Here is a 16,080-nt window from a genome sequence, read left to right as displayed (position 1 = left end):
GTGACAACGTATCAATCAGCGTTAAACTCATCGCACCTATCGCGATGGAAGAAGGTTTGCGCTTTGCGATTCGTGAAGGCGGTCGTACCGTCGGCGCGGGTGTTGTGGCTAAAATTAACGCGTAATTGATGTGCCGTCTTTGGGCGGCAACCCATAGACGGGATTCTATAAGTGTGTTAGAATCCCGCTTCTGTTTTAAAATAGTGTTTTTCGGTGTAGGGGCATAGCTCAATTGGTAGAGTGACGGTCTCCAAAACCGTAGGTTGGGGGTTCGAGACCCTCTGCCCCTGCCACAGCGAAAAACTAAATACGTTATGTAGAGAAAGAGGCTATGTCTCAAACTCAAGAAATTTCTGACGTCCGCTCCTCGAATTGGGGAATCTGGGCGTCAATTGTTATTTTGGCGGCCGCATTTTTGGCCTATTTTTTCGCGCCTCAGTTGTTAGGCGCCGCTTTGCCTGCATACGCGAAACCTGTGATTCTCGCTGTTGGTTTTATTTTGGCGATTGTATCGTTTTTTGTATCGCCAACAGGTAAGACATTTATGGTCTTTTCACAAGAGTCTTTCCGTGAAGCTCGTAAGGTGGTTTGGCCGACGCGCAAAGAGGTTTTGCAAATGACTGGTGTGGTTTTCGCTTTCGTGGTGGTGGTTGGGCTTTTTGTTTGGGCGGTTGATACTACTATCTCTGAGATTTTGCGTCTGTTTGTGGTTTAAGGAATGAGCATGGAAAAACGTTGGTACTTCATCCAAGCTTATTCGAGCATGGAAAAAAATGTAGAGCGTGCCCTCACTGAGCGTATTGCCCGTTCTGAATTTGGTGATTTGTTTGGTCGTATTCTCGTTCCTTCGGAGGAAGTGGTCGAGATGCGTAATGGCAAACGTGTGGTGGTTGAGCGACGTTTGTATCCAGGTTATGTGCTGATTGAGATGGCCATGACTGATGAGACGTGGCACTTGGTGAAAAGCACACCAAAAGTCTCAGGTTTTGTGGGCGGTGTGGGCAATAAGCCTCATGCCATACCTACTGCGGATGTTGAAAAGATTTTATCTCACATGACTGGCGATCGCCCACGACCCAAGGTTCAATTTGAGGTGGGCGAAGAAGTGCGTGTATCAGAAGGACCTTTTGCGGACTTCAATGGACATATTGATGAAGTCAATTACGAGCGTAACAAGCTGCGCGTGAATGTGACGATTTTCGGGCGTGCGACGCCCGTTGAGCTTGGTTTTGATCAGGTTGAAAAGCTGATTTAAAAATAAATAATAGGTTAAGTGATTCTGCCTAGACTGGTTTTCAGGCTGGTTAAAAATGGATTGCAAGAGGAGCTTTAGTAGGCAATTGTTGATTGCCGAACTAGCGTTACCACTCACTTTAGAGGTGTAAAATGGCAAAAAAGATTATCGGCTTTATTAAGCTGCAAATCCCAGCGGGCAAAGCAAACCCGTCTCCCCCAGTTGGTCCAGCATTGGGTCAACGTGGTCTCAATATCATGGAGTTCTGTAAAGCATTTAATGCAGCGACTCAAAGTATGGAACCAGGCTTACCAGTTCCTGTTGTGATTACCGCTTTCGCAGACAAGAGTTTCACCTTCGTGATGAAAACAACGCCAGCCACGGTGTTGCTCAAACGTGCTGCAAAAATTACCAAAGGTTCAGCGCGTCCTCATTCGGACAAAGTGGCGAAAATCACTCGCGAACAAGCGGAAGAAATCGCTAAAACCAAGCAGCCTGATCTCACGGCAGCTGATTTGGACGCGGCTGTACGCACCATCGCTGGTAGCGCGCGCAGCATGGGCATCACGGTTGAAGGAGTGTAATCATCATGGCTAAATTAACCAAACGTCAAAAAACATTGGCAGCAAAAATCGACCGCAGCAAATCATACGCGGCTGATGAAGCGTTGAGCTTGATGAAAGAATGCGCTACAGCTAAATTCGTTGAGTCTATCGACGTTGCTGTTAAGCTCGGTGTTGATCCTAAGAAATCTGACCAAACTGTGCGTGGTTCTGTTGTGTTGCCAGCAGGCACGGGTAAATCAGTGCGTGTTGCGGTATTTGCTCAAGGCGAAAAAGCGGAAATCGCTAAAGCCGTAGGTGCAGACATCGTCGGTATGGAAGACTTGGCTGAACAAGTTAAAGCGGGTCAAATGGATTTCGATATCGTCATCGCGACACCAGACGCTATGCGTGTGGTTGGTACGTTGGGCCAAGTCTTGGGTCCTCGTGGTTTGATGCCAAACCCGAAGGTCGGTACTGTGACACCAGACGTTGAAACGGCTGTGAAAAACGCGAAAGCGGGTCAAGTACAGTTCCGTGTGGACAAAGGCGGTATCATCCATGCAACTATCGGTCGTGCGAACTTCGAAGTGGCTGCGTTGAAATCAAACTTGGCGGCTTTAATCGCTGAATTGACCAAGCTCAAGCCAGCATCAAGCAAAGGCGTGTACATTCGTAAAGTTGCTGTTTCATCAACCATGGGCGTTGGTGTAACAGTGGACTCAGGCTCGATTGCAGGCTAAGTCATAAAATTTGCAAACTCATTAATAATCAGTGAGTTTGCTTTCTGAACTTTGGGTCGCTGTTTGTTTGAGGTAATCAAATAGATGGCGAGCTTTCAAAGACCGTTGGTTTTCAGTTGAAATATTGAATTTAATCGCTTTGATGCTTCTTTAAATCATTTTTAAAAAGCAATGAAGCTGCCAACGCAGAATGCGACCCCGAATCCGTTTTTGTATTTTGATATTTATATTTAAAGCCAAAAACCTCGGTTAGTCGTTGGGCGTTATGAGTTTTCATAACATTCTATTAACCTTGTAGGAGCACTATTGTGGCATTAAATCTTGAAGGTAAAAAAGTCGTCGTGTCAGACGTGAGTGCGTTAATTGCTAACGCACAAACCGTGGCCGTGGCTGAATATCGTGGGGTTGGCGTTGCTGCTTTAACTACATTACGTAAAACAGCTCGTGAGCAAGGCGTACAAATTCGTGTGTTGAAAAACACATTGGCACGTCGTGCTATTGCGGGTACTTCGTTTGAATCTTTGTCAAACGACTTGACTGGGCCTTTGCTCTATAGCATCTCTGAAGATGCTGTTGCAGCAGCCAAAGTCTTGAATGATTTTGCTAAAACCAATGATAAGCTGGTCTTGAAAGCAGGCGTTTACAACGGCTCTTTGCTCGATCAAGCTGGCATTAAAGCGTTGGCAAGCATTCCAAGTCGCGACGAATTGTTGGCGAAATTGGCTTACGTGATGAAAGCGCCGGTGTCGAAAATGGCTCGCGCTTTGGGCGCAGTTGCGGCACAAAAAGCAGAAGCTTAAATTTTGCGTTTAACTATTTCATCGAGATGTTTCTCGATACATTAATTATTGGAGTTTAACATGGCAGTTACTAAAGACGACATTTTGGAAGCCGTATCGGCAATGTCAGTAATGGATTTGAATGACTTGGTATCAGCATTCGAAGAAAAATTCGGCGTATCAGCCGCAGCTGTATCAGCTGGTCCTGCAGCTGGTGGTGCAGGTGCAGCCGCTGCGGAAGAGAAAACTGATTTTGACGTGGTGTTGACTGACGCTGGCGCGAATAAAGTATCTGTGATCAAAGCAGTTCGTGAAATCACTGGTTTGGGCTTGAAAGAAGCCAAAGACCTTGTTGATGGCGCACCGAAAACTGTTAAAGAAGCTGCTCCTAAAGCAGATGCTGAAGCAGCTAAAAAGAAATTGGAAGAAGCTGGCGCGAAAGCGGAACTCAAGTAATTCGAGTTTGTTCTTCTGGGTTGAGGCTGGGTGCGACGCACTCAGCCTTTTCCCGTCTAATGAGATACTAAAATTCAGTACTTGTTTGAACGAATGTTTGACGAGTTTTGAGTTTTATTTTCTTAATCGACTGCAAGAAAATAGCCTTTGGTCGGGCTCGTTTTTGTCCATGGTTCGGGTGTTGCATCCTGTGTAACGTTCATCCCAAAACCTGCTTAGACGCGTCGTCCGCCAGCGCTTGGTAGTGGCCAAGCACCAAATGTTCATCCGCCAGTCAACGTCAACCCCTTGTGCAGCGATTCGTGCATCAGTGTGAATTGTGTTCGTGCAAGACCCTTTGGAGTGATTCATGGCTCAAGCCCAAGCTTACTCATACACCGAGAAGAAGCGTATTCGCAAAAGTTTTGCGAAACGTGAAGTGGTGCAAGAAGTTCCCTACTTATTAGAAACACAACTGCGTTCATTTTTTGAATTTTTGCAAGCCCATGTTGCGCCGATGGAGCGCAGCAACACTGGTTTGCAAGCCGCATTTACCTCTATTTTCCCGATTGAGTCGCACAATGGCATGGCGCGTCTCGAGTTCGTGTCTTATCAGCTCGCTGACCCTGTGTTTGATGTGAAAGAATGTCAACAACGTGGCTTGACATACTGCTCAGCCTTGCGTGCAAAAGTGCGTTTGGTGTTGATGGATAAAGAAGCGTCAAAACCAACCATCAAAGAAATCAAAGAACAAGAAGTCTACATGGGTGAAATGCCTTTGATGACAAATACAGGCTCCTTTGTGATTAATGGCACTGAGCGTGTGATTGTGTCTCAGTTGCATCGCTCGCCAGGTGTATTTTTTGAACATGACAAAGGCAAAACACACAGCTCAGGTAAGTTGCTGTTCTCTGCGCGTATTATTCCTTACCGTGGTTCTTGGCTCGATTTTGAGTTTGATGCGAAAGATGTGCTGTATTTCCGTGTGGATCGTCGCCGTAAAATGCCTGTCACGATTTTGCTCAAAGCGATTGGCATGACACCAGAAGAAATTTTGGCGAAATTCTTTGAGTTTAATCAAGTGACTTTGGCTGCAGAAGGTGCACGTACACCAGTGCTGCTTGAGCGCTTGCGAGGTGAAGTGGCGCGTTTTGATATTGTGGACAAGTCTGGTAATGTGCTTGTGGCACGTGACAAGCGCATCACAGGTAAGCACATCCGCGATATTGAAAAATCAGGCCTCAAAGAAATCACTGTGCCTGAAGATTTTCTGCTGGGTCAAGTTTTAGCGAAAAATGTGATTGATGGTTCAACAGGTGAAGTGATTGCGAATGCGAATGCTGAGCTGACTGAAGAATTGCTAAAAAAATTGCGCGCTGCCGGCATCAAAGAGCTCGAAACACTTTATACCAATGAGTTGGATCATGGTCCATTCATCTCCAGTGCTCTGCGTTTGGACGAGACTGCTGACCAAAATGCCGCGCGTATTGCCATTTATCGCATGATGCGTCCTGGTGAGCCACCGACTGAAGATGCGGTTGAGGCTTTGTTCAATCGTTTGTTCTATTCAGAAGATGCCTACGATTTGTCACGCGTTGGTCGCATGAAATTCAATCGTCGTTTGGGTCGTGATTCTGATGAAGGCTCAATGACCTTGGATAATCAAGACATCTTGGATGTGATTCAAACTTTGGTTGATTTACGCAATGGCAAAGGTGAGGTTGATGACATCGATCACTTGGGTAATCGTCGCGTGCGTTGTGTTGGCGAATTGACTGAAAACCAATTCCGTTCTGGCTTGGCGCGTGTTGAGCGTGCGGTCAAAGAGCGTTTGGCGCAAGCTGAATCAGAAGGTTTATTGCCGCATGATTTGATTAACTCTAAACCGATTTCGTCGGCGATCAAAGAGTTCTTTGGCTCAAGCCAACTGTCTCAATTTATGGATCAAACCAATCCGTTATCAGAGATCACGCACAAGCGTCGTGTCTCCGCACTTGGCCCAGGCGGTTTGACGCGTGAGCGTGCTGGTTTTGAGGTGCGTGACGTTCATCCAACGCATTATGGTCGTGTGTGCCCGATTGAAACACCAGAGGGTCCAAACATTGGTTTGATTAACTCAATGTCGATTTATGCACGTTTGAACGAATATGGTTTCTTAGAAACACCTTATCGTCGCGTGATTGATCAAAAAGTGACCGATCAAATTGACTATTTGTCAGCGATTGAAGAGGGTAAATATGTCATTGCACAGGCCAATGCGACGCTCGATAAAAACGGTAAATTGACCGACGAATTGGTCTCGGCTCGTGAAGCGGGTGAATCGATGCTTGTTACGCCAGACCGTATTCAGTACATGGACGTTGCGCCATCACAAATTGTTTCTGCAGCGGCATCATTAATCCCGTTCCTTGAACACGATGACGCGAACCGTGCATTGATGGGCTCGAACATGCAACGTCAAGCCGTTCCTTGCTTACGCGCTGAGAAAGCGGTTGTGGGTACGGGCATTGAGCGTACTGTAGCGGTTGACTCGGGTACTGCGGTACAAGCGATTCGTGGTGGTGTGGTTGACTACGTTGATGCGAACCGTGTGGTGATTCGTGTGAATGACGACGAAGCAGTTGCTGGTGAGGTGGGCGTGGATATTTACAGCATGATTAAATACACACGCTCGAACCAAAACACCAACATCAACCAACGTCCAATTGTCAAAAAAGGCGACGTGGTTGCGCGTGGTGATGTGATTGCTGACGGTGCATCAACTGACTTAGGTGAATTGGCTTTGGGTCAAAACATGATGGTTGCGTTCATGCCTTGGAATGGTTACAACTTCGAGGACTCGATTTTGATCTCCGAAAAAGTGGTGGCTGATGATCGTTACACATCGATTCATATCGAAGAGTTGTCAGTGGTCGCTCGTGATACAAAGCTCGGTGCGGAAGACATCACACGCGATATTTCTAATTTGGCAGAAGCACAGCTGTCTCGTTTGGATGAGTCAGGCATTATCCACATTGGCGCTGAAGTGCAAGCGGGCGACGTGTTGGTGGGTAAAGTCACCCCCAAAGGCGAAACACAATTAACCCCTGAAGAAAAACTCTTGCGTGCGATTTTCGGTGAAAAAGCCTCTGATGTGAAAGACACTTCTTTGCGCGTTCCTGGTGGCACGACGGGTACGGTGATTGACGTCCAAGTCTTTACTCGCGAGGGCACACAGCGTGATGCGCGTGCTGAGTCAATCATTCAAGAAGAGCTGAATCGTTATCGTCATGATTTGAACGATCAAATGCGTATCGTTGAAGGCGATGCATTCATCCGCCTCGAAAAAATGTTGACGAATAAAATCGCCAACGGCGGCCCGAATAAGTTGGCCAAAGGCGCGACGATAACCAAAGACTACTTGCACGATTTGGCTGATAAGTACAAATGGTTTGATATTCGTTTGGCTGATGACGCCTCTGCAACAGCAATGGAAGCGGTTCGTGAATCACTCGAACAAAAGCGTGCGCAGTTCAATAACGCTTTTGAAGAAAAACGCAAAAAACTCACGCAAGGCGATGATTTGCAAGCAGGTGTCATCAAAATGGTCAAGGTGTATTTGGCTGTAAAACGCCGTTTGCAACCAGGTGACAAAATGGCGGGTCGTCACGGTAACAAAGGTGTGGTATCTCGCATCGTCCCGGTTGAAGATATGCCGCACATGGCTGACGGTACACCCGTGGATATCGTTTTGAACCCATTGGGTGTTCCATCACGTATGAACGTGGGTCAGGTCCTCGAAGTGCATTTGGGCTGGGCGGCCAAAGGCTTGGGCTGGCGCATTGATAAGATGCTTGCTGAGCAAGTTAAGGTTGAAAAACTGCGTAAATTCTTGAATGAAATTTACAACACGTCAGGCCAAGCCGCTGATATCGACTCCTTGACTGATGAAGAAATTGTGAATTTGGCGCACAACCTGAAAAACGGTGTGCCATTCGCGACCCCCGTCTTTGATGGTGCGTCTGAAAAAGAAATTCGCAAAATGCTCGATTTGGCATTCCCTGATGATGATCCTGCGACGGCATTGCGTGGTTTCACGCCAAGCAAAACCCAAGTGCGCTTGTATGATGGCCGCACAGGTGATGCATTTGAGCGCCATGTCACCGTTGGCTACATGCACGTTTTGAAACTGCATCACTTGGTCGATGACAAAATGCACGCGCGTTCAACTGGTCCATACTCTTTGGTCACGCAGCAGCCACTCGGCGGTAAAGCGCAGTTCGGTGGTCAGCGTTTCGGTGAGATGGAGGTGTGGGCACTTGAAGCATACGGCGCGTCATACATCTTGCAAGAGATGTTGACAGTCAAATCCGATGACATCAATGGTCGTACGAAAATGTATGACAACTTGGTCAAAGGCGAGCACGAAATCGATGCAGGTATGCCAGAGTCATTCAATGTATTGGTCAAAGAGATTCGCTCACTGGGCGTTGACATTGATTTAGAACGAAACTAATAGGAGCGTGAAATTATGAAAGCATTGCTCGACTTATTTAAGCAAGTCCAACAGGACGACAATTTTGAAGCCATTAAAATCGGACTGGCTTCACCTGAAAAAATCCGTTCATGGTCTTTTGGCGAAGTCAAAAAGCCAGAAACGATTAACTACCGCACGTTTAAACCTGAGCGCGACGGTTTGTTCTGCGCGAAAATCTTTGGCCCGATTAAAGACTACGAATGCTTGTGCGGCAAATACAAACGCCTCAAACACCGTGGTGTCATTTGTGAGCGTTGTGGCGTTGAGGTCACTTTGACCAAAGTTCGCCGTGACCGCATGGGTCACATCGAGCTGGCTGCGCCTGTCTCACACATTTGGTTTTTGAAATCTTTGCCTTCACGCCTTGGTATGGTTTTGGACATGACGTTGCGTGACATTGAACGTGTTTTGTACTTTGAAGCATACGTGGTGATTGAGCCAGGCATGACGCCATTGAAGCGTTGCCAAATCATGACCGAAGACGACTTTCATGCAAAAACCGAAGAGTATGGCGATGAGTTCCGTGCTTTGATGGGGGCAGAAGGTATTCGTGAGTTGTTGCAAAACATGGACACTCAGGCGGACATCGAGAAGCTGCGCGCTGATTTGCAAGCGACTTCAAGTGACGCAAAAATCAAGAAAATCGCCAAACGTTTAAAAATCTTGGAAGCATTCCAACGCTCAGGCATCAAGCCTGAATGGATGGTGATGGAGGTTTTGCCTGTATTGCCACCAGATTTACGTCCATTGGTTCCATTGGATGGTGGTCGTTTTGCGACATCGGATTTGAACGATTTGTATCGTCGTGTGATCAATCGTAATAACCGTTTGAAACGTTTGCTCGAATTGCGCGCACCAGAAATCATCACGCGCAATGAAAAGCGTATGTTGCAAGAAGCGGTCGATTCATTGCTCGACAACGGTCGTCGCGGTAAAGCCATGGCGGGTGCGAACAAACGCGCGTTGAAATCTTTGGCCGATATGATCAAAGGTAAGGGCGGTCGTTTCCGTCAAAACTTGTTGGGTAAACGTGTCGATTACTCAGGTCGTTCAGTGATTGTGGTTGGTCCTCAGCTTAAATTACATCAATGTGGTTTACCGAAATTGATGGCGTTGGAGTTGTTCAAACCATTTATTTACAACAAGCTCGAAATTCAAGGCTTGGCCAACACCATTAAAACAGCCAAACGCATGGTCGAGATGCAAGAGCCAGTGGTTTGGGATATTCTCGAAGAAGTCATTCGTGAACATCCAGTGTTGTTGAATCGTGCTCCAACCTTGCACCGTTTGGGTATTCAAGCGTTTGAGCCTGTCTTGATTGAAGGCAAAGCGATCCAGCTGCACCCACTCGTCTGTGCGGCATTCAATGCCGACTTTGACGGTGACCAAATGGCGGTTCACGTCCCTCTCTCGCTCGAAGCACAAACTGAAGCGCGCACACTCATGCTCGCGTCGAACAACATCATGTTCCCTGCGTCTGGTGAGCCATCTGTTGTGCCGTCTCAAGACATTGTCTTGGGTCTGTACTACGCGACACGTGCGAAAACCAATGGCAAAGGCGAGGGCATGTTCTTCGCTGACGTGAACGAAGTGCGTCGTGCTTATGAGGCGGGTGAGGTGGCCTTGACCACACGCATCACCACGCGTATTGCCGAAGTGGACATCGATCCAGAAACAGAGGAGCGCACCACGCGCTTGAAACGCTACGAAACCACTGTGGGTCGTTCGTTTTTGTCTGAAATCTTGCCAGCGGGTTTGTCGTTCGAAGTCATGAACAAAACGCTCAAGAAAAAAGAAATTTCTAAACTGATCACGTTGGTATTCCGCAAATGTGGTTTGAACGAAACTGTTTTGTTTGCTGACCGACTCAAGTCCAATGGCTTTAATTTGGCAACACTCGCGGGTATTTCAATCGCGATCGACGACATGCTCGTGCCAAGTGTCAAAGAAGACTTGATCAATGCGGCTTCTGCTGAAGTTAAAGAAATTCAGCAACAATACGCATCAGGTCTTGTGACAGCGGGTGAGCGCTACAACAAAGTCATCGACATCTGGGGGCGTGCCTCTGACCAAGTCGGTAAGGCGATGATGGAGCACTTGTCAACTGACCCAGTGATTGACCGCCATGGCAATGAAACGCGCGAAGAGTCATTCAACGCGATTTACATGATGGCGGACTCAGGTGCGCGTGGTTCAGCAGCTCAGATTCGTCAGCTCGCGGGTATGCGTGGTTTGATGGCAAAACCTGATGGCTCGATCATTGAAACGCCGATTACTGCGAACTTCCGCGAAGGTTTGAACGTACTCCAGTACTTCAACTCAACGCACGGTGCGCGTAAAGGTTTGGCCGATACCGCTCTGAAAACAGCGAACTCTGGTTACTTGACGCGTCGTTTGGTGGACGTGACTCAGGACTTGGTCGTGGTTGAGGACGATTGCGGCACCGAAAACGGTGTGGCGATGAAGGCTCTGGTTGAGGGGGGTGAAGTCATTGAAGCGTTGCGCGAACGTATCTTTGGTCGTGTCGCAGCCGCCGATGTGATTAATCCTGAAACACAAGAAACGGTGTTTGAAGCGGGCACATTGCTCGAAGAAGACCACGTTGAATTGATCGAAAAACTCGGCATCGACGAAGTCAAAGTCCGCACCGCATTGACCTGCGATACACGCTATGGTTTGTGCGCGAAGTGCTATGGCCGTGATTTGGGTCGTGGCGGCTTGGTGAACAAAGGTGAAGCGGTGGGTGTGATCGCTGCTCAATCGATTGGTGAACCTGGGACACAGTTGACGATGCGTACATTCCACATTGGTGGTGCGGCGCAGCGTGCAGCGGTTGCGTCAAGCGTTGAAGCCAAATCGAACGGTACTTTGCGCTTTACCAACACCATGCGTTATGTGACCAATACCAAAGGTGAGCAGATTGTGATTTCTCGCTCAGGTGAAGTGTTGATCGCTGATGATTATGGCCGTGAACGCGAGCGTCATAAATTGCCGTACGGTGCCACATTATTGTTTGTTGATGGTGCACAGATCAAAGCGGGTACACAGTTGGCGACATGGGATCCATTGACGCGTCCGATTATCACTGAGTATGCAGGTACGATTAAGTTTGAGAATATCGAAGAAGGTGTGACCGTTGCCAAGCAAATCGATGAGGTGACTGGCTTGTCAACTTTGGTGGCGATTGATCCGAAACGTCGAGGTAGCTCAACCAGCAAAGTGGTGCGTCCACAGGTCAAATTGATCAATGATGCGGGCGAAGAAGTGAAAATCCCTGGCACAGAACATCCTGTGACCATTGGTTTCCAAGTTGGTGCGCTCATCATGATTCGTGATGGTCAGCAAGTGGGTAAGGGTGAGGTTTTGGCGCGTATTCCAATGGAATCGCAAAAAACCCGTGATATTACCGGTGGTCTGCCGCGTGTGGCCGAGTTGTTTGAAGCGCGTTCACCAAAAGACGCGGGTATGCTCGCAGAGGTGACAGGTACGATTACCTTCGGTAAAGAAACCCGTGGTAAGCAACGTTTGGTCATCACGGATTTGGATGGTCAAATGCACGAGTTTTTGATCGCTAAGGACAAACACTTGTCTGTGCATGACGGTCAGGTGGTGAATAAAGGTGAGGTCATCATTGAAGGGCCTGCCGATCCACAAGACATTTTGCGTTTGTTAGGCATTGAAGCCTTGGCGACTTATATTGTTGATGAGGTGCAAGACGTTTATCGCTTGCAAGGTGTGAAGATCAATGACAAGCACATTGAAGTGATTGTGCGTCAGATGTTGCGTCGTGTTCAAATTACCGAGGCGGGCTCAACTAAGTTCATCCAAGGTGAGCAAGTGGAACGCTCTGAAATGTTGATTGAAAACGAACGCGTAGAAGCGGAAGGTGGTTTGCCTGCGAAGTATGTCAACGTATTGCTCGGTATTACCAAAGCGTCGTTGTCAACTGACTCGTTCATCTCTGCGGCATCGTTCCAAGAGACTACACGTGTCTTGACAGAAGCTGCGATTATGGGCAAACGCGATGATTTACGCGGTTTGAAAGAAAACGTCATCGTGGGTCGATTGATTCCTGCTGGTACAGGCTTGGCATTCCATAAAGCCCGTGTCAACAAGAAAATCCATGAACAAAATCGTGCGCAAAAAGAAGCAGAGCTATTTGAAGTGGCTGAAGAGGTCTTGGACTTTACCCAAGCCTCTGAATTACCAGAAGCGCCAACTGCTGAGTAATTGGTTGTAGCAAGATAAAAACACCCCCGCTTTGCTGGGGGTGTTTTTTTTGAACATAATTTTGTAAAAACGTCATGCAATTCATTGATTGCGTGCCCGAATCAGTTACAATTTCGCTCATTCAAAAGAGAGAACGATATGGAATCAAACACAGCAGAACTTAAAAAGCCACGACCTGCAAAAGGTGAGCGACGCATTCAGATTTTACAGACGCTGGCGCAGATGTTGGAGAATCCCGCTGGTGATAAAATCACCACGGCAGGCTTAGCCAAAACCATCGGTGTTTCTGAAGCGGCTCTGTATCGGCACTTTGCCAGCAAAGCTCAGATGTTTGAAGGATTGATTGAGTTCATTGAGGCAAGTCTGTTTGGCTTGCTCAATCAAATCGCCCAGTCAGATGCAAGTGCAATGGAACAACTCAAAAAAATGATTCATGTGCAATTGGTGTTTGCTCAAAAGAACCCAGGTATGGTGCGCGTGCTCATTGGTGATGCCCTAATGCATGAACATGAGCGTTTGCAACAACGAGTGACTCAATTACTTGAGCGTTTGTCTGCCACGATGAAGCAAACACTGCGAAATGCCACAGCAGAAAATACGTGGCAACCCATCACTGATGTGGCGGTATACAGCGAGTTTTTGAGTGCTTGGTTGATGGGGCGCTGGCATGCTTATGTGCGAAGTGGTTTCACGCGTTTGCCCACGGATGGTTTTGATGACGTCTGGTTTATGCTGGGGTGGCAGCGTTAGAGGCTTGATAAAAAAACCGATGACGAATCATCGGTTTTTTCATTTTTTGCGATGCGAATAGAGCCAATTGAGCCACATCGGTGATTTGAATCGAACCAATCGCCAATAAATCCAAACATAACTAAAAATAAATAACAAAGAGAATGCAATCAGCACCCAAGTGTGCTGTGCAAATAATGTGGCAGGCACAACGGCCATTGAGGACAAAACCCACAAATAAGGGGATGTCATGGCGTTTCTTTGTTCCGCAGAAATATGTTGGAAGCCTAACGTCCAGCGAATCATACGACGATAAAGTAGGCTGTGTAGATGCACGCCATCAGGTACGCTGGCGGCTTGTTTCTTGATGAATCGGCGGCGATAAATAGAAAACAACGTTTCAACCAAGGGATACATAAACAGCAATACAGGATACCATGCCGATACACTGGGATGCCGATTGACCAAAATCACTGCCAAATCAGCTACCAAAAAACCAATCAAATAGGCACCACCGTCCCCCAAAAAAATATTGCCAGAGGGATAATTCCATAAGAAAAATCCGATAATTGCCCCAATGAGTGCGAGAGAGCAGGACAGCACCATTGAGTCATTGACACTGAAGGCGACATATACCAACGAGAGCAGCATCGTGCATACCACGACGGAGGACAATCCATTAAAGCCATCAATGATGTTTACGGCATTGGCAATGCCTGAAACACAGAAAGCTGTGAATACAATACCAACAATGCTGATGCTCATCAGCGCATCCAACCCCCAAATGTCGAGTCGATCAATGGTGGCTTTGAGCAGTGCGCTGGCAAGGATTGCGGATACTGCGGTGGATAAGAGACGCCACATCGGTGAGACGCGCTTGGTGGTGTCTTCTAAAATTCCCGCAAAAAAAGCAGGTAGTGCACAAATGAGCAGTGTGGTTAATAAACTTGCTTGTGGATGATTCCGCAGTAGCGCCAAAATAGCGAACCCAGCCAAGCCCACTGCAATACCCACACCTCCGATGCGTGGCACGGGATTTTCATGGAATTTTTGAGGACCACTCAAGTCATGGTCGTGCGAGATGTGGCTGTGCAGATGGTGGCTGTGTACCAGCCACATCGTAGTTAAAAAAGACAACAAAAACGCAACGACAAAATAGCTCATGAATTCACACTCTCATTAAAACAAACGATGGAGATGCCTGCACATCTCCACACGACGCATTTATTTCATCGCCCCAAACATGACTTTGCCCAACTCAACGCCCCATTGGTCAAAACTGTTGACGTGCCACACAACCCCTTGCAAGAACGTTTTGTGTTCATACATAGCAATTAATGCCCCCAGAGTTTTTGGAGTGAGTGCTTCGAGGTGGATGCGGCTATTCGGTCGATTCGCAGGGAAGTGACTGTAGCTGGGTTTGGTTTGCCATGCATCGCGTAGGCTGGCGGGCAGCGCGGCAATGCCGTAGGCGAGAGCGTCGGATTGTGCTTTTGCGAACAGGAGTAAATCATCAGCGCGTGTGTCGCCGTCGTGACTGCGAATGGCGCGTGTGGCCGATAGGCTGATGATGTCCAGTGGCACGAGGTGTGTGCCTTGATGCAGCATTTGGAAAAAGCTGTGTTGGGTGGTCGTGCCCAAGCCGCCGAATAGTACAGGTGAGGTAGCGTAGCTAACTGGTTGACCATCTTTGTCCACGCATTTGCCGTTCGACTCCATTTCTAATTGTTGCAAATAGTCGGGCAGGTAGCGCAGGCGTTCGGAGTAGATGATGACACCGTGAGTTTGTGCACCGTGAAAGTTGGTGTTCCAGATGCCGATGATGGCGAGCAGGGCAGGCAAGTTTTCGGACAATGGTGCGCAGAGGAAATGCTGATCCATCTCATGCGCGCCTGCGAGCAGCTCTCGGAATCCTTTTTCACCAATCGCCATGGCGATGGACAGGCCAACGGCTGACCATAGTGAAAAACGACCGCCGACCCATTCAGGCAGGGTAAAGCAGCGATCGACGTTGATGCCCCATGCGCTGACGGCTTTGATGTTGTTTGAGACGGCGCAAAAGTGTGCGGCTTTAATGGCAGCTTTGTCAGCAGATGAGTTTGCGCTTAGCCAAGCGACGGCAGCTTCCGCGTTCGCTTGGGTTTCCACAGTGGAGTAGCTTTTTGACGACAGAATGAATAAGGTCGTCGTTGGGTTTAAGCCGTGCAGGACTCGTTGCATTTCAACAGGGTCAAGGTTGGCGACGAAGTGCACACGCGGCGTGGCGTTTTGGTCGGCCAGTGCGTGGCAGATGAGGCGTGGCCCAAGGTCAGAGCCACCGATACCGAGGTTAATCACGTCAGTGAATGCTTCGCCTGTGTGACTTTTAATCTCGCCACGGCGCACTGCTTCGGCGAAGGTAAAAAAGCTGTTTTGGGTTTGCGCCACTTCGTCGTTGATTCCCGCGTCGGTGCCATTATAAGAGCCGCGCAGAGCAACGTGGAGCACGGCGCGATTTTCTGATGTGTTAATCGCTTCGCCACCGAACATCTTCGCTTGCCATGTTTTCCAGTCTTGTTGTTCTAATAATTGGCCGAATAAATTCAGTGTGTCGTCGTTAATGAACTGACGCGAAAAATCAAGTGAAATGCCTGCTGCGTTGGCTGTGTACGATGTGCCTTGTTTGAGGACGGCTGGGGTTTGGGTTTTGTGAGTGGTCAGTAGCTGCCATGCAGGTTGCTCTGTCGGTTGTCTGGTTGTCATATTTTCCCTCGATGTGGTTGTTGGTTTGTTGGCCGTTTTTGACTTTGATGGTGAGCGGCTCGTGTTATTTTAACGAAAATCGGCGGATAAATGGCGACACATTGGTACAATGTGTGGATATTTATTTGAG

The 16,080-nt window shown here is 47.9% G+C and carries 12 protein-coding genes and 1 tRNA gene; 11 read left to right on the top strand and 2 right to left on the bottom strand.

What is annotated here, in order from left to right; translation table 11 throughout:
* From IE082_RS09870 to slmA, 11 genes are all read left to right on the top strand, one after another.
* Nucleotides 1-125, top strand: a 125-nt coding sequence (locus tag IE082_RS09870; RefSeq protein ID WP_505706069.1) for an EF-Tu C-terminal domain-related protein, incomplete at its 5' end; no start/stop codon positions are given.
* 92 nt (nt 126-217) lie between these two features.
* A tRNA-Trp gene (locus IE082_RS09865) sits at nt 218-293 on the top strand.
* A gap of 38 nt (nt 294-331) precedes the next feature.
* Complete coding sequence (secE, locus tag IE082_RS09860) at nt 332-715, top strand: preprotein translocase subunit SecE (RefSeq protein WP_189493752.1); 384 nt, start codon at nt 332-334, stop codon at nt 713-715.
* Nucleotides 716-724: 9 nt separating this feature from the next.
* On the top strand, nt 725-1,255 hold the full coding sequence (gene nusG, locus IE082_RS09855; protein WP_189493751.1) for a transcription termination/antitermination protein NusG: 531 nt from the start codon (nt 725-727) through the stop codon (nt 1,253-1,255).
* Nucleotides 1,256-1,386: 131 nt separating this feature from the next.
* Complete coding sequence (rplK, locus tag IE082_RS09850) at nt 1,387-1,818, top strand: 50S ribosomal protein L11 (protein WP_189493750.1); 432 nt, start codon at nt 1,387-1,389, stop codon at nt 1,816-1,818.
* A gap of 5 nt (nt 1,819-1,823) precedes the next feature.
* Nucleotides 1,824-2,519: a 50S ribosomal protein L1 gene (gene rplA, locus IE082_RS09845; RefSeq protein ID WP_189493749.1), complete on the top strand. Its 696-nt coding sequence runs from the start codon at nt 1,824-1,826 to the stop codon at nt 2,517-2,519.
* A 308-nt stretch (nt 2,520-2,827) separates the two neighbouring features.
* Nucleotides 2,828-3,319: a 50S ribosomal protein L10 gene (gene rplJ, locus IE082_RS09840; RefSeq protein WP_189493748.1), complete on the top strand. Its 492-nt coding sequence runs from the start codon at nt 2,828-2,830 to the stop codon at nt 3,317-3,319.
* 60 nt (nt 3,320-3,379) lie between these two features.
* On the top strand, nt 3,380-3,754 hold the full coding sequence (gene rplL, locus IE082_RS09835; protein WP_189493747.1) for a 50S ribosomal protein L7/L12: 375 nt from the start codon (nt 3,380-3,382) through the stop codon (nt 3,752-3,754).
* A 349-nt stretch (nt 3,755-4,103) separates the two neighbouring features.
* On the top strand, nt 4,104-8,228 hold the full coding sequence (gene rpoB / locus IE082_RS09830) for a DNA-directed RNA polymerase subunit beta (RefSeq protein ID WP_189493746.1): 4,125 nt from the start codon (nt 4,104-4,106) through the stop codon (nt 8,226-8,228).
* 15 nt (nt 8,229-8,243) lie between these two features.
* Entirely contained in the window at nt 8,244-12,479 is a 4,236-nt protein-coding gene (gene rpoC, locus IE082_RS09825; RefSeq protein WP_189493745.1) for a DNA-directed RNA polymerase subunit beta', read from the top strand.
* 138 nt (nt 12,480-12,617) lie between these two features.
* Nucleotides 12,618-13,229 carry a nucleoid occlusion factor SlmA gene (gene slmA / locus IE082_RS09820; protein ID WP_189493744.1) on the top strand — a complete coding sequence of 204 codons (612 nt, stop codon included), beginning with the start codon at nt 12,618-12,620 and terminating at the stop codon, nt 13,227-13,229.
* Between the two features lie 39 nt (nt 13,230-13,268).
* On the opposite strand, the gene IE082_RS09815 is transcribed toward slmA, so the two are convergent.
* Together IE082_RS09815 and pgi are read right to left on the bottom strand one after the other, a co-directional pair.
* Entirely contained in the window at nt 13,269-14,372 is a 1,104-nt protein-coding gene (locus IE082_RS09815; RefSeq protein WP_189493743.1) for an MraY family glycosyltransferase, read from the bottom strand.
* A gap of 60 nt (nt 14,373-14,432) precedes the next feature.
* Nucleotides 14,433-15,950, bottom strand: a complete 1,518-nt coding sequence (gene pgi / locus IE082_RS09810; protein WP_189493742.1) for a glucose-6-phosphate isomerase — start codon at nt 15,948-15,950, stop codon at nt 14,433-14,435.
* Nucleotides 15,951-16,080 lie beyond the last annotated feature (130 nt).

Origin of the sequence: Formosimonas limnophila, from assembly GCF_014652675.1 — a bacterium.
Lineage (GTDB): Bacteria > Pseudomonadota > Gammaproteobacteria > Burkholderiales > Burkholderiaceae > Hydromonas > Hydromonas limnophila.
The sequence above is the reverse complement of the archived record's forward strand: the minus strand, read 5'-3'. Positions and strand labels throughout refer to the sequence as shown.